At 36.6% G+C, this 13796-nt stretch carries 15 protein-coding genes; 5 read left to right on the plus strand and 10 right to left on the minus strand.

Annotation, left to right across the window (positions count from 1 at the left end; all coding sequences use genetic code 11):
• Positions 1–32: 32 nt before the first annotated feature.
• Together V7Q04_RS07360 and dsbD are read right to left on the minus strand one after the other, a co-directional pair.
• The gene (locus tag V7Q04_RS07360; protein ID WP_333804330.1) at positions 33–323 is read right to left on the minus strand and encodes a hypothetical protein; all 291 of its coding nucleotides are present in this window, start codon (positions 321–323) and stop codon (positions 33–35) included.
• Complete coding sequence (dsbD, locus tag V7Q04_RS07365) at positions 324–2075, minus strand: protein-disulfide reductase DsbD (protein ID WP_333804331.1); 1752 nt, start codon at positions 2073–2075, stop codon at positions 324–326.
• Between the two features lie 116 nt (positions 2076–2191).
• Here dsbD and ppk2 point away from each other — a divergent pair, with 116 nt between their 5' ends.
• Positions 2192–3085, plus strand: a complete 894-nt coding sequence (gene ppk2 / locus V7Q04_RS07370; protein WP_333804332.1) for a polyphosphate kinase 2 — start codon at positions 2192–2194, stop codon at positions 3083–3085.
• 3 nt (positions 3086–3088) lie between these two features.
• On the opposite strand, the gene V7Q04_RS07375 is transcribed toward ppk2, so the two are convergent.
• From V7Q04_RS07375 to rpsO, 7 genes are all read right to left on the minus strand, one after another.
• Complete coding sequence (locus tag V7Q04_RS07375) at positions 3089–4120, minus strand: HD-GYP domain-containing protein (protein WP_333804333.1); 1032 nt, start codon at positions 4118–4120, stop codon at positions 3089–3091.
• Positions 4121–4282: 162 nt separating this feature from the next.
• Positions 4283–6169, minus strand: coding sequence for a molecular chaperone DnaK (dnaK, locus tag V7Q04_RS07380; RefSeq protein ID WP_333804334.1), 1887 nt, complete (start codon positions 6167–6169; stop codon positions 4283–4285).
• Positions 6170–6279: 110 nt separating this feature from the next.
• Positions 6280–6840, minus strand: a complete 561-nt coding sequence (grpE, locus tag V7Q04_RS07385) for a nucleotide exchange factor GrpE (protein ID WP_333804335.1) — start codon at positions 6838–6840, stop codon at positions 6280–6282.
• Between the two features lie 2 nt (positions 6841–6842).
• Entirely contained in the window at positions 6843–7646 is an 804-nt protein-coding gene (locus V7Q04_RS07390; protein WP_333804337.1) for an HrcA family transcriptional regulator, read from the minus strand.
• A 167-nt stretch (positions 7647–7813) separates the two neighbouring features.
• Positions 7814–7984, minus strand: a complete 171-nt coding sequence (locus V7Q04_RS07395; protein ID WP_333804339.1) for a hypothetical protein — start codon at positions 7982–7984, stop codon at positions 7814–7816.
• On the minus strand, positions 7981–8229 hold the full coding sequence (locus V7Q04_RS07400) for a helix-turn-helix domain-containing protein (protein WP_041957805.1): 249 nt from the start codon (positions 8227–8229) through the stop codon (positions 7981–7983). Before V7Q04_RS07400 ends, V7Q04_RS07395 begins: the two co-directional genes overlap by 4 nt.
• A gap of 332 nt (positions 8230–8561) precedes the next feature.
• Positions 8562–8840: a 30S ribosomal protein S15 gene (rpsO, locus tag V7Q04_RS07405; RefSeq protein WP_333804340.1), complete on the minus strand. Its 279-nt coding sequence runs from the start codon at positions 8838–8840 to the stop codon at positions 8562–8564.
• Positions 8841–9036: 196 nt separating this feature from the next.
• On the opposite strand from rpsO, the gene V7Q04_RS07410 reads away from it, so the two are divergent.
• The 4 genes from V7Q04_RS07410 to V7Q04_RS07425 are packed head-to-tail and all read left to right on the plus strand — an operon-like array spanning position 9037 to position 12987.
• Positions 9037–9441, plus strand: coding sequence for an RrF2 family transcriptional regulator (locus V7Q04_RS07410; RefSeq protein ID WP_333804341.1), 405 nt, complete (start codon positions 9037–9039; stop codon positions 9439–9441).
• A 9-nt stretch (positions 9442–9450) separates the two neighbouring features.
• Entirely contained in the window at positions 9451–11643 is a 2193-nt protein-coding gene (gene flhA / locus V7Q04_RS07415; protein WP_333804342.1) for a flagellar biosynthesis protein FlhA, read from the plus strand.
• 48 nt (positions 11644–11691) lie between these two features.
• Positions 11692–12717: a DHH family phosphoesterase gene (locus V7Q04_RS07420; RefSeq protein WP_333804343.1), complete on the plus strand. Its 1026-nt coding sequence runs from the start codon at positions 11692–11694 to the stop codon at positions 12715–12717.
• A gap of 3 nt (positions 12718–12720) precedes the next feature.
• Positions 12721–12987, plus strand: a complete 267-nt coding sequence (locus V7Q04_RS07425) for a hypothetical protein (protein WP_333804344.1) — start codon at positions 12721–12723, stop codon at positions 12985–12987.
• Positions 12988–13006: 19 nt separating this feature from the next.
• Here V7Q04_RS07425 and cmoA read toward each other — a convergent pair whose 3' ends face one another.
• Complete coding sequence (gene cmoA / locus V7Q04_RS07430) at positions 13007–13717, minus strand: carboxy-S-adenosyl-L-methionine synthase CmoA (protein ID WP_333804346.1); 711 nt, start codon at positions 13715–13717, stop codon at positions 13007–13009.
• Between the last annotated feature and the right edge of the window lie 79 nt (positions 13718–13796).

Below are 13796 nucleotides of genomic sequence, written 5' to 3' on the forward strand. Positions count from 1 at the left end.
GGGGATTCCCTCCATCTCTTGGAATGTATAATTTAAACTGCTACCTGTTCAAAACTATCATTTTCAAGATTAAAAAGATACGCTTCCATTGGATTTTCACCTACTTGAAAAATAATACGACACGACTCAAAACCTGACTTTTTAAGCCCTTTTGTCACAACTTCCAAAATGAATGTACGTGTGCTAAACATATGTGTGGTAGTATCGCCTTCATAAGCAAATACTTCCCCTTCAATAGGCGTAATACCCTCTTTCTTCAGATGCTTTTCAAAAACAGCTTGATCGCTCAAACCCTCAACTTCAACAATCAATACAACTTTCATTTAAATCCCTACTTTTTCAAGATGTGCTAAAAACTCATCCGCGTTTTTAAAACCAACTAAACGTAACTCTGTTATCTCTTTACCCTCTTTGAAAAATAAAATTGCAGGAGGTCCATAGATATTAAATGTTTTTTGAAGCACTTTATCTTCATCACTATTTTTGGTGACATCAGCTTTTAAAAGGGTCAATTTTTCAAGCTTTGCTTTCACACGTGCGTCACTAAAAGTAAACTGTTCAAACTCGACACAGTTAACACACCAATCCGCATAAAAGTCCAGCATAACAGGCTTTTGTGCATTTTTCAACGCAAGATTGAGCTCATCTATATTTTTGATCTTGCTAAATATGGTCGATGAAGCAGAAACGTTCACGTTCTCTTTAAGCGTAAACTTCTCAAAAGGCGCAAGTGGGTTGGTTGCACCACTCAAAAAGCCTACTAAAAGAGCTACACCATACACAAGTGCCATAAACAAAAGACTTTTAAGTATTTTTTGCCACCCTTTGGTATGCTCATGAAAAGACTCTAATGCTCCAAAATAGATGGAACTACTGATAATAAGAATTGCCCATAAAGACATACTCACGAAACTTGGAATAATGCGTGAAAGCATCCAAATAGCAACACCTAGAAGCATGACACCGAAAAAAGATGTAATGTTTTGCATCCACATTCCAGGGCGTGGCATATAACGACCAGCAGTGGTACCAATAAGCAATAAGGGAACTCCCATACCAAGGCTCATCACAAAAAGTGCAGCTCCACCCAAAAGAGCATCACCACTTTGAGAAATATAAATAAGTGCACCAGCAAGAGGAGCTGCAACACAAGGTCCCACAATGAGTGCAGATAAAAAGCCCATAATAGCGATTCCAAATACACCTTGTGCTTGAGCTTCGCCTGTTTTTTTATTGACACTATTTTGAATAAAAGAAGGCATTTTGATCTCATAAAAACCAAACATTGAAAGTGCTAAAAGAACAAATATCCCACTAAAGACACCAAGGACCCACGGATTTTGCATGGAAGCTTGCAAATTTGCACCAAAAAGTGCAGCTAAAATACCTGCAATCGTGTAAGCAAGCGACATAGCAAGAACATACACCAGTGAAAGCCAAAACCCTTTTTTTGCATTCATAGAAACACTTGGCTGAGAAACAATAATGGAAGATAAAATAGGAACCATCGGAAAAACACACGGTGTTAATGAAAGTAAAAGACCAAAACCAAAAAAGCTCAGCAATACTAAACTTACATTGTCACTCATAAAGCGTTCTGCAATGCTCTCTTGCTCTGAGAGAGAAGAACTGCTTTGCATCATGCTTCCACCTTTGAGTTTAAACGTAAACTCTTTACTTTCAGGCTGATAACAAATACCTAGCTCTGAACAACCTTGGTAAGAAAATTTGAGTGTAAAACTTCCTTTTTTGACCTCATTTTCAAGCAAGCTTTGCGGTACAAAAAGCTCAAAAGACTTGCGTTGAGTCATAGTATCATGAAAATATTCAGCTTTTGGCTTTTCAACCATTGCTATAATATCAACTGCCTTTGGTTTCACAAGCTCCAATGTGATTTTGTCATCATAAAGATAAATCTTTTCACCTAAAACAACACTGATCATAACGCCTTGTATATTATGCGTAGCGGTAACTTGAAAAGCCTCTTCAGGCGTTAAAAGTTTTGGCTTTTCAACACCAAAAAGCAATACAGTCAGTAAAAAACACAAGGTCAAATAACGAAAAATTTGTTGCACAAAATCACCTTTTCCAAAATAATTATTTATTGTAGCGAAGAACTCTAAATGTTTTTTAAATTACAACGATCTTTAGGGTATTATAGTTATATAATAGACAGAAGCAGGAGTGACCTATGGGCAAAAAGAAAAAAGAAAAATTATTACTGGAAAATGAAGAAGTATTGATAGACAAAGAGCCACTGCAAGAAAAAGGCGATAAAGTCCAAATATGGATTAAAAAAAGTGAACTCAAGTACGAAAAAGATTTAAAAAGACTTCAAATTGAGTTACTAAAATTTCAAAATCATGTCAAAGACAAAGGTCTTAAAGTACTCATCATCATTGAAGGTCGCGATGCAGCGGGTAAAGGTGGAACGATTAAACGTATAACGGAACACTTGAACCCAAGAGGGGCTAGAATTGTTGCGCTTTCGAAACCTTCCGATACCGAACGCTCACAATGGTACTTTCAGCGCTATGCAGAACATCTGCCCTCCGCTGGAGAGATTGTATTGTTTGATAGGTCTTGGTATAACAGAGCAGGTGTTGAGCCTGTCATGGGCTTTTGTACACAAGAAGAACATAAGGAGTTCTTACGCGAAGTTCCAAAATTTGAGACAATGCTTGTAAGTGCAGGAATTGTTCTTTTCAAATTTTACTTTTCGGTCAGCAAAGAAGAGCAAGCTAAGCGCTTTAAAGAACGTAAAACAGACCCTCTCAAACAGTTTAAACTCTCCCCAGTAGATGAAAAATCACAAGAACTTTGGGATCAATACACGGTTGCAAAATACTCCATGCTGTTAGCCTCAAACAATCCTAGCGCACCATGGACAATTGTCCTCTCTGATGATAAGAAAAAAGCGCGTCTAAATACAATAAAACATATTTTGAAAAATGTGGACTATCCGGATAAGATCAAAAAGAAACATCTGCAAACTGAGGAGAAAATTATACGAACGGCAAAGCAGGAAATAGAAATTATGGAACAGAATCTCCCCAGTGAAAATCTTTCACATCTAAACGGATAGATTTTATCGAAGATGTTTAATTAAAAGCTTTACATAATCAGCATCCAGTCTATTTTTAGACTCATCCCTAATAAGCGATAAAGCGTTATATGTGCTGTAAGCGCCTCTGTAAGGCTTTATCGTAATCAAAGCATCAAACATATCACAGATAGCGATAATTTTAGCAAATGGGCTAATGCGTGAGCCATTCATACCATGAGGATAGCCACTTCCATCCAATCTTTCGTGATGCTCTTTAATCGCATTTAAAATAATTCGATCTTTTATACCGCTACGTTTTACAAGATTAACACTCGCTTCTGAATGTGTTTGAACCTTTTGTACTTCATCTTCATTCAAAAAGTCAGGTTTCTTCAACAACGATTCATCCAATTCGCATTTTCCAACATCATGTAAAATGGCACTTAAAACTAATTTTTTCTGATCGCTCATATCAATACCTATCTGACTTCCAATAACCGAAGCAAAAAAAGCAACTTTGACGAAATGTGCTGCCAAAGAATCATGTTCATCTAAAAAATCATTAAACTTTGAAAGGGTAACACGTTCTTGATTCATAACAGAGACCAATTCTTCCACAACAATATCAATCGCTTCAATCGGAATATATTTATCTTCTTTATGCCGTATCCAAGCATCGAAAAGATATTTTGCATTGGTATAAATAGCTTTCAATTTTTCATTAATGACCTTTGTGCGTGATACGATTTGATAAATATCAATGCAGTTTTTAACAGCCGCTTCAAAGCTAATGAAATCGTCACCATCTGATAATGAATAGGTCTTCGAAAGGCTCTCTTCTCGATAATGTTTATAGATGTTGTAATTTTTGTTTTCTACATAGATTTGAAGATCGCGTTTAATGAGTTTTTTGTAAATTTCATCATCAATCAGTGTGCCACTTTCAAGGAGTATCGCAAAACCATTAAACCGTTGAATATAACAGTCAAAATCTAAAAAAGTTCCACGCATAAAAAGGCTGTTATCTATTGGAGTAAATCCTTGATTTAAAAATATTTTTATTACTTTACCCATAATGCAACACCTTAGCCGTATATGCTTTGTATACGAATATTTTTTGATTAGGATATTTTAGCATGGAAAAGTTAAAAAATAGGATTATTTGTTTTTAGAAAGAAATTGCAAGATAGATGCTTATCCTAGCCAGTATATGTACTGGCTAGGATTATATGGTTATTACTCTACTTCAGCGTCGATGACATCGTCATCTTTTTTAGCTTTTGGTTTTTCGCCGCCAGCAGCACCCGCTTCGCCTTGATCTTTTTTGTACATTGCTTCAGCAAGTTTATGGCTCGCTTCGCTCAAAGATTTTACTTTTGCATCGATTTGCTCTTTGGTAGCACTCTCATTTGCAAGCACTTCTTTAAGCCCTTTAAGCTCTGCTTCGATTTTTGCTTTCTCTTCAGCACTGATCGCATCGCCCATTTCACCAAGAGATTTTTCTGTTTGGTGAGCAAGTGCATCGGCTTGATTTCTAGCATCTACCGCTTCTTTACGTTTTTTGTCTTCTTCTTTGTGAAGTTCTGCATCTTTAACCATTTTCTCGATTTCAGCATCATCAAGTCCTGAACTACCAGAGATTTTGATCTCTTGAACTTTACCAGTCGCTTTATCTTTTGCAGATACTGTTAAGATACCGTTCGCATCAATATCAAACGCAACTTCGATTTGTGGTACACCACGAGGTGCTGGTGGGATACTCTCAAGGTTAAATTGACCGAGTGACTTGTTATCTCTTGCAAACTCACGTTCACCTTGAAGGGCATGAATGGTAACCGCTGGTTGATTATCTTCCGCTGTTGAGAACACTTGAGATTTTTTAACAGGAATTGTTGTACCTTTCTCAATAAGTTTGGTCATAACACCGCCCAAAGTCTCAATACCAAGGCTTAAAGGTGTAACATCAAGAAGTAAGATGTCTTTTACATCGCCCTTGATAACAGCACCTTGGATCGCCGCGCCAATAGCAACAACTTCATCAGGGTTAACAGATTTGTTAAGTTCTTTTTCAAAAAAGTCTTTAACTTGTTGTTGAACTAAAGGAACACGAGTTGAACCACCAACCATAACGATCTCTTTAATCTCACCTTTTTTAAGATCAGAATCATTCACAACTTCTTTGATTTTTTTAATCGTAAGTGCTACTAAATCTTCAATCATTGACTCAAATTTCGCACGTGTAATTTTTTTAACAAGGTGCTTAGGACCGGTTGCATCTGCCGTGATAAATGGCAAGTTAATCTCTGTCTCGTTAGAAGAAGAAAGCTCTTTTTTAGCATTTTCAGCCGCTTCTTTCAGTCTTTGAAGTGCCATAACATCTGATTTGAGATCAATGCCATTGTCATTTTTGAATTCTGCAACCAACCAGTCGATTAGTCTATTATCGAAGTCATCACCACCCAAGAATGCATCACCACCGGTTGAGAGAACTTCAACAACATTATCGCCTGTTTCAAGAACGGTAACGTCAAATGTTCCACCACCCAAGTCATAAACAACGATTTTTTCAGCCTCTTTTTTATCCAAACCATAAGAGAGTGCCGCAGCCGTTGGCTCGTTGATAATACGAAGAACGTTTAAGCCAGCAATCGTACCCGCTTCTTTCGTCGCTTTTCTTTGGCTATCGTTAAAGTATGCAGGAACGGTAATAACTGCGTCAGTTACCTCTTCACCAAGGTATGCTTCTGCATCTTCTTTAAGTTTCATCAAAACTTTTGCACTGATCTCTTGTGGAGTATAGACTTTACCATCAATTTCAATCGCACATGCACCATTTCTATCTACAACCGCATACGGAAGACGTTTTTTAGCTTCATTTGCTTTGTCTTCGTTGCTCATAAGACCCATAATTCTTTTGATAGAATAGATGGTTCTTTTTGGATTTGTGACTGCTTGACGTTTTGCAGTATCTCCTACGAGAACTTCTTCTTTATCGGTGAATGCAACAACTGAAGGCGTTGTGTTTTTACCCTCTTTGTTTGGAATAACTTTACTCTCACCTCTCTCATACACAGAGACACATGAGTTTGTAGTTCCTAAATCGATACCAATTACTTTTCCCATTTTTTATCCTTTTACTTTAATTTTTATTTTCATACGCCAACAGAGCAAAGCTCTTTTTGGCTACGTTAACCACTGGGGCACTAAAGCTAGCCGACACGTCGGCAGAAACTTTATTTAACAATACTAACCATTGCTGGTCTTAAAATACGCTCTTTGATCTTATAACCTTTTTGGAAAACCTGCAAAATCTCACCACTACTTTTTTCTTCGCTCTCTAATTGCATAACAGCTTCATGGAAATTCGGATCAAAAGTTCCTTCAATGTCCACCAGTTCAACACCATGTTTTTCAAAAGCTTTTCTAAACTGCTCGATGGTTAGACCTAAACCTTCTTTAACCTTACCAAGAAGCTCTCCACTTTCGATTTCAGTGTTACTCCCTGCAAGAATTGCCATTTCTAAAGAGTCAATCACAGGTAAAAGATCACGGGCAAACACTTCGTGTGCATACGAAATAGCTTGCATTTTCTCTTTTTCTAAACGTCGTTTCATATTGTCAAAATCAGCATTAGCTCTTAAATATCTATCTTCAAGTTCAGCAATCTTGGATTGAAGTTCTTCAACTTCATTGGGTTGCTCACACACTTCACATTCATCATTCTCAGAACACTCTGGAACAATTTCAGCAGAAATATCAGGCATACTCTGCTCTTCTTTTACTTTATCATCCACATTTACTCCTTCACTTGATTAAAAAACTCTTCGAAATCACTCTCGATGCGCCCAAAACAGAAAAGATCAACTGTTGCATCTTCATCTTTGAGTTGTGCTTTTTGTTTGATAGCCATACATCCTTGTGGAACAAATCCATCAAAGTAGAGTCCATCAGTAATAGATTCTACAAAATGAAGCGTTTGAAACCTTTGGATAAATGCCTCATTTTGGAGCTCTTGTGCAATAGAATACATCTCTCTCTCACCCTCACGCAAGATTGGAGCTTGTGAAAAAATAGATGAGAGTTTTTCATGCAACTCATAAAGGCCGACTTGCGCAGAAATGTCTTTGAGCTCACGCATTTGACACCCTACGAGACGTTGTAAAAATTGCTCAACTTTTGGATTAAACTTTAAAACAACCTCATGCCCATCAAAAACCAAAATCAAAAAACGATTTTCGACAGAGACTAACTCTTTAAAAGTGACATTGGCAACTTTTTCAACAATACAAAAAAGATTGTGTTCATGAGTGGAGCGTTTGATTTTATCAATATTTTTGATCTCTAAAGGGTGCATTGGGTCGAGCTTTTCTTGCCAATATCCCATTAAAGCACGATGCGTTGGTACACGCCCACCACTTATATGTAATTGCTCTAATGAACCTACATCCGAGAGTTTTTTAAAATAAATACGTATAGTCGAAGGAGAGATTCCTAACGTCATCCTCATTTGCAACTCAGAAGAACCAATAGGCATTCTTGATTTCAAATAAGTTTGAATAATAGCATCTAAAATCAACTCTTGCTTCGAAGGTTTTTTCATTTTTAGCACTCTTCATGTTTAATTGCTGAAGAAATTATACAACATTGAGTGTAATGTTGTCAAGTAATAGGCAAAATAGTTGTAGCCTATAGACATAGGTACCCTATACTAGATGACAATAAAGACTATATGATGTTTAAATGAAGTATGTTTAATAAAGAGTAGTGTTAACGAATGGGGTGTTTGAGACGTTTTCTGTTGCGCATCAAGAGAAGTTTAAAAAAGTGTTTGATCTCGCCTTTACCCACTTTTAGCTTTGAAAAGAAAGTCTCTTTTTCGGTAATAGTTGTGAAGATGTCATTTAAAGCTTGTCTTTCATTTTGGGACAACGTACTCATTTTTCATCCTTTAATTCATGTGCTATACGCTGAATCAAACGCAAAGCATCGCCCTCCTCGAGTTCACCAAGCATTTTAAAAATTGCTGATGCTGCTTGAGGTTGAGAATTACCAAGTTTCCAATCTTGATAGGTTCGCATTGATACACCTAATTTATCTGCCATCTCACGCTGAGAAATCTTTTTGCCAAAGAACTTTGACTCAACAGCATTATGAAGGAGATTAAAAATATCGTTTGTTTTCATGTATAGGATTCTAGCTAAGGCTTAATTAATTATACATAAATACGATGTTTTTATAAGTTATTATATCTAAAAAATAACGTTTTAATACATTTTTAATACAATAATTTGATATAAATAACGTATTATACATTTTTTTACTCATTATATGTTTATATTTATACGGTTTTACGTATAAATATAAACATGTTATTCAAAGTACAATCCATTAAGAATAATAAAAATTGATACTAAAAATAATGTAAAGGTAAAGTTGCATTGAAAAAATGGGGAAATAGGAGAAGAAAGAAGGAGTGTAAGATGGGTAACCCCATCTTACAGGTAAAAGGCACTGACTATTTTTTATTATCTCTAATAGAAAGTTCTTTAATGATTTTGCTGTAAGTAACAAAATCTTTACGTTTAAGGTATGTCATCAAACGTTTACGTTGACCAACGAGTTTAAGGAGTCCTAATCTTGAAGAGTGATCTTTTTTATTACTCTGAAGATGTCCTGTTAAATCAACAATTCTTTTAGAAAGAAGTGCGATTTGTACCTCTGGAGAACCTGTGTCTCCCTCTTTTCTGCCAAACTGACTAACAATTACTTGTTTTTCCGCCGAACCTAAAGCCATAATGACCTCCTGATTGGTATTTAAATTTACTTTTAAAATAAAAGCTTGGAATTCTATCTAAAAAAAACAAAATTGTCTATAAGCATAAAATCAAGCCTTCCCAGTTTTTAGGAATTATCTTGTGAATTAAAGCTAAATATAACGTTTATTTAGTACAATATTTCTCTTATTTAACCTGAAATCTTGAGGAAAACGTATGTTATTAACCAAAGCCAGTGAATATGCACTGCTATCATTGATTATTATTTCTCAAAAAAATAGCCCACAAGATGTCGATACACTTTCCAACCAATTAGGAATTTCTAAAAGTTTTTTAGCCAAAATTCTCCAAGCACTTGCTAAAGAAAATATTTTGAGCTCTTTTAAAGGGGCACATGGCGGTTTTATGCTAACACGTAAACCGGAAGAATTGACGCTTAAAATGATTGTTGAGTGTGCTGAAAAAAAACAAACAATGGTTTTTGAGTGCTCACCTTCAACTCAAAAATGCCCTGGAGGAAAAGGAACTTATTGTCGTGTTTGGCCAATTCTGAATAAGCTTCAAACAAAAATTGATATGTTTTTAGATAATATGACACTTAAAGATATCATTGAAGTTTAAGGGTGTTGATTGGCTAAAAATCAAAATGCGCTTCTAGCGAGGGTCATTCCCTACTTAGAGCCTATTGTCAAAGCAAAAGATCTTACTGTTGTTATATTCATTGTCGCAATTCTTGCGATTATTATTGTCCCACTACCCAGTGCTATACTCGATTTCTTCTTGGTTATATCCTTATCTGTTTCGGTACTTATTATTCTCATTTCGCTTTATATCCCTAAACCAACAGATCTTTCGACGTTTCCAACACTCATTCTTATTATCACGCTCTTTAGGTTATCCCTGAACATTGCTACGACCAGAATGATTCTTACCAACGGCCATTTAGGCCCTGATGCTGTGAGTGATATTGTCTCTAGCTTTGGTCAGTTTGTAGTTGGTGGTAACTATGTCATCGGTGTTGTCGTCTTTACCATCTTAGTTTTGATTAACTTTATGGTTATTACCAAAGGTTCTACAAGGGTTGCAGAGGTTGCAGCACGTTTTACACTCGATGCGATGCCTGGTAAACAAATGGCGATTGATGCGGATCTTAATGCGGGTTTAATTGATGAAAAAACAGCACGAAAAAGACGTGAAGACATCATTCAAGAAGCAAACTTTTATGGAGCAATGGACGGTTCGAGTAAATTTGTTAAAGGTGATGCTGTTGCTGGTATCATCATCACCATTATTAACATTATAGGTGGCTTTCTTATCGGTTCTTTCCAGCATGGACTAGCACTGGGTGTGAGTGCGCAAACCTATACCATTCTTACTATTGGTGATGGTCTTGTATCTCAGCTACCTGCGCTCATTACCTCTACCGCAACGGGTATCTTGATTACACGGGCAAATAAGGCTGATGAAGTCAGTTTCTCCGATGGCGCGATGGAGCAACTCTTTGGTGAACATAAAACGCTGCTTATCGTAGGCGCTATCTTGGTTTTATTTGCGCTTGTTCCAGGGCTTCCAACCCTCTCTTTAATGTTTGTAGGATTTATCTTTTTAGGCCTTGGGTACCTTGTGAAGCAGACCAATGAAGGTAGTTTTTCATTCCAAAAGTTCTTTGCTTCCACGCCTATAGCGGTTCAAAAAGCGAAAGAAGAGGCTGAAACAAAAGCACAAGCCAGTGCTGCACCGAAGAAAAGTCCTGAAGAACTTCGTAAAGAAGAAGAGACAACGCTTAATGATATTCTTAAATTGGAAATTCTGGAGCTTGATTTGGGATACCAACTCATCAAACTTGCTGATCCTGCACAAGGTGGTGACCTTTTAGAGCGTGTCAAAAGCATGCGCCGCAAAATTGCATCTGATTTTGGCTATCTTATCCCACAAGTTCGTATTCGTGATAATTTACATCTTAGCCCTAACCACTATCAACTTTTACTCAAAGGCATTGAAATCGGTAGTGGGGAAATTTATCCTGATAAATTTATGGCAATGGACAGTGGTTTAACCATTGATAAAGTTCAAGGAATACCTACCAAAGAGCCTGCATTTGGACTTGATGCTATTTGGATTGAAGCGGCATCAAAAGAAGATGCCATTATTAAAGGTTATACGACTGTTGATCCTGCAACTGTTATTTCGACACATTTAAGCGAACTCATTAAAAAATACGCCGAAGAACTTCTTACACGACAAGAAGTTCAAAGTCTTATTGATAAGTTGCAAAAAGACTATCCTGTTGTGGTCACAGATTGTCTTAAAGTGGCAAATGTAGGACTTATCCAAAAAGTACTTAAATCGCTTCTTCATGAGAAAATTCCTATTAAAGATCTTCTCACCATTGTTGAAACCATCAGCGATGTGGCAGAAGTCACCAAAAATGTCTCCATCATTGTTGAACAAGTTCGTGCTAAACTTTCACGTGTCATCACCAAACAGTACAAAGATGACAATGGCATCTTAAAACTCCTCACGTTTAACGCAGGTACGGAGCAAAAACTCTTAGATGCGCTGAGAGAACGTGATGGCGTGCGGGACCTTGTACTGAACATTGGACAAATCAATACATTAGTCAAAGCATGTAGCGACGAAGCAGCAAACCTTCTTCACAAGGGCATTGCCCCTGTTGTTATCATCGTTGATCCGATGTTGAGAAAGTCACTGTCTGATATTTTTGAAAAATTTGGACTTGATATTGTTGTGCTTTCACATGCAGAGATCGATTCAAGCTCTAAATTTGAAGTTATGGGCTCTATCGAAATCGAAAAGCTCTAATTCCTATACCCTATTTACCTAATATATCACTAAGCATTAAGGATTTTTATGAACTATACGTTACACCACCTCTCACATACGGATTTAGATGGCTACAGCTGTCAGATGGTGAGTGCTCATTATTTTGATTCGATTAATTTTTACAACTCCAACTATGGTAAAGAAATCAACGAATGTTTCAATCAAATTTTGGCAACCATACAAACTTCTACTTCCGAAAAACATGTTATTTTGATCACCGATCTTAATCTTACAATGGATCAAGCAAAAGAGTTTGAGTCAAAAGTCAGTATTTGCGACAAAGAGATCATGATGTTTGTCCTAGATCATCATAAAACGGGGCAAGAGTGCGCTGATGCTTTCGAATGGTACTACTTAGATTCTAGCCGCTGTGCCACCAAAATTACCTATGATTTTTTCAGTGCGCTTTATGGTAAAGATGAAAAATTGAGCCACTATGTTGATGTTGTTAATTCTGTGGATATTTGGCTTGAAAATGAGCCTGAATTTGAACTGGGAAAAGTATGTATGGGACTCGTTAGTGGGGCTAAAGAGGTCAATAAAATTATGTTTCCAGAAGAGAATAGCAAATACATTTTTTCTCTGCTCAATCAAGTACAAGACTACTTTACATGCAAAGAAGCACATATCGCTTTAGATGATGCCATTCATGGTATTAAAAAAGCATTTTTCACCACGACAACCAATAACACTTTAAGCAACCTTGTTTCTGCCTACAATGTTATTTTATTGACACGAAACAAAGATAAAATGCAAATTAGCTATAAAGAGTACAAAGGTATTCTAACCTATAACATTGGTAATGTTTCCGTCATCGGAAATGACTTTCTAACCGCCAATCCCGATATGGATTTCTTTATGGACATTACCTCGAAAAAGACCATAAGTCTGCGTTCTAATGGTAAAGTGGATGTCAGCAAGATCGCAGCACAAATTGCTAATGGCGGTGGACATCATAATGCCAGCGGCGGACTTCTCAGCAATTTTAAAGATGCTTTCATCTATGATAACATCAAATCACAAGTGATGAGTATCATCGCAAATAAAGGATAATTTATGGAAGCAAAAGAACTTCAAAAAGAGCTTGAGAAAGCGGAAATTGAAATCGAAGAAATGGCAATGCAACTCGCAGATATGCTAGGTGCTGCACTCTATTTTGCAGGTGTTAAAAAAGAAGATTTACCTAAAGCGATTGATCTTTACCTTAAAGGTCTTGATGAAGTATTTGAAGATGAAGATGAAGATAGCGAAATGGGCTTTGAAGAAGTCATCGAAGTTATAGAATATATCAAAAACAAAAACCCAAAACTTTTTCATAAATAGTCAGTGTAGAGAATTTTCTCTACACCCTCTTCTTTGCGATAAAAGTTGCAAAGTTTCCCCACTTAAAGATAGTCTCTATAGTCTCAAAACCTGCACCTTTTAGCATCGCTTTGTTCTCATCTTCAGTGTAAGGGATTAAAACATTTTCCAAGGCTTCTCGTTTCTGTGCAATTTCAAAGTCACTATAGCCTTGCTGACGCTTAAAGTCATAGTAGAGATCAATCATTTGCTTATTGAGCTCTTTATCCTCAAACACAATCTTCTCACTAAACACAAAAAGACCATTTGGGTTGAGCGCTTCATAAATTTTTGCAACAAATTCAGCACGTTGAAGTGGACGAATAAATTGAAGCATATAATTGGCGATGATGACATCGTGAGAGCTTAAATCCACTTGGGTTATATCTGCCGATACAAGCTCTATTTTAGCCCCATAGGCATGTGTCTTTTGACGAGCAATATGTAACATCGCTTCAGCATTGTCAATGCCTAAAAGGTGATAGCTTTTATTGCTTCTTTTATGCAATGCCAGAAGAGTATTAGCAGTTGAGCAACCAAGATCAACAATCCATGCTCCTTCTTTTACATGAAGACAAATCGTTTTGCATGTAAGATCAATCACCTCTTTATAAAAAGGAATTGAACGCTCTAACATGTCGTCAAAAACAACAGCAACATCCTCGTCAAACTCAAATTGTTTAGTGATCGGTTTGGTAAATACTTTATCCATTACAATATGCTTCCATTATCTAAAATATTCGCGATTATAACAAAATATTAGTTACTATTAAGCATCCTCCCTTTATACT

Origin of the sequence: Sulfurospirillum sp. (assembly GCF_036802865.1) — a bacterium.
In the GTDB taxonomy this organism is placed as follows: Bacteria; Campylobacterota; Campylobacteria; order Campylobacterales; family Sulfurospirillaceae; genus Sulfurospirillum.

Excerpts from the sequence above, each read along its gene's own strand:
- V7Q04_RS07360 (WP_333804330.1), bottom strand. The coding sequence starts at position 323 with ATGAAAGTTGTATTGATTGTTGAAGTTGAGGGTTTGAGCGATCAAGCT.
- ppk2 (WP_333804332.1), top strand. The coding sequence starts at position 2,192 with ATGGGCAAAAAGAAAAAAGAAAAATTATTACTGGAAAATGAAGAAGTA.
- V7Q04_RS07375 (WP_333804333.1), bottom strand. The coding sequence starts at position 4,120 with ATGGGTAAAGTAATAAAAATATTTTTAAATCAAGGATTTACTCCAATA.
- dnaK (WP_333804334.1), bottom strand. The coding sequence starts at position 6,169 with ATGGGAAAAGTAATTGGTATCGATTTAGGAACTACAAACTCATGTGTC.
- V7Q04_RS07390 (WP_333804337.1), bottom strand. The coding sequence starts at position 7,646 with ATGAAAAAACCTTCGAAGCAAGAGTTGATTTTAGATGCTATTATTCAA.
- V7Q04_RS07395 (WP_333804339.1), bottom strand. The coding sequence starts at position 7,984 with ATGAGTACGTTGTCCCAAAATGAAAGACAAGCTTTAAATGACATCTTC.
- V7Q04_RS07400 (WP_041957805.1), bottom strand. The coding sequence starts at position 8,229 with ATGAAAACAAACGATATTTTTAATCTCCTTCATAATGCTGTTGAGTCA.
- rpsO (WP_333804340.1), bottom strand. The coding sequence starts at position 8,840 with ATGGCTTTAGGTTCGGCGGAAAAACAAGTAATTGTTAGTCAGTTTGGC.
- V7Q04_RS07410 (WP_333804341.1), top strand. The coding sequence starts at position 9,037 with ATGTTATTAACCAAAGCCAGTGAATATGCACTGCTATCATTGATTATT.
- V7Q04_RS07420 (WP_333804343.1), top strand. The coding sequence starts at position 11,692 with ATGAACTATACGTTACACCACCTCTCACATACGGATTTAGATGGCTAC.
- V7Q04_RS07425 (WP_333804344.1), top strand. The coding sequence starts at position 12,721 with ATGGAAGCAAAAGAACTTCAAAAAGAGCTTGAGAAAGCGGAAATTGAA.
- cmoA (WP_333804346.1), bottom strand. The coding sequence starts at position 13,717 with ATGGATAAAGTATTTACCAAACCGATCACTAAACAATTTGAGTTTGAC.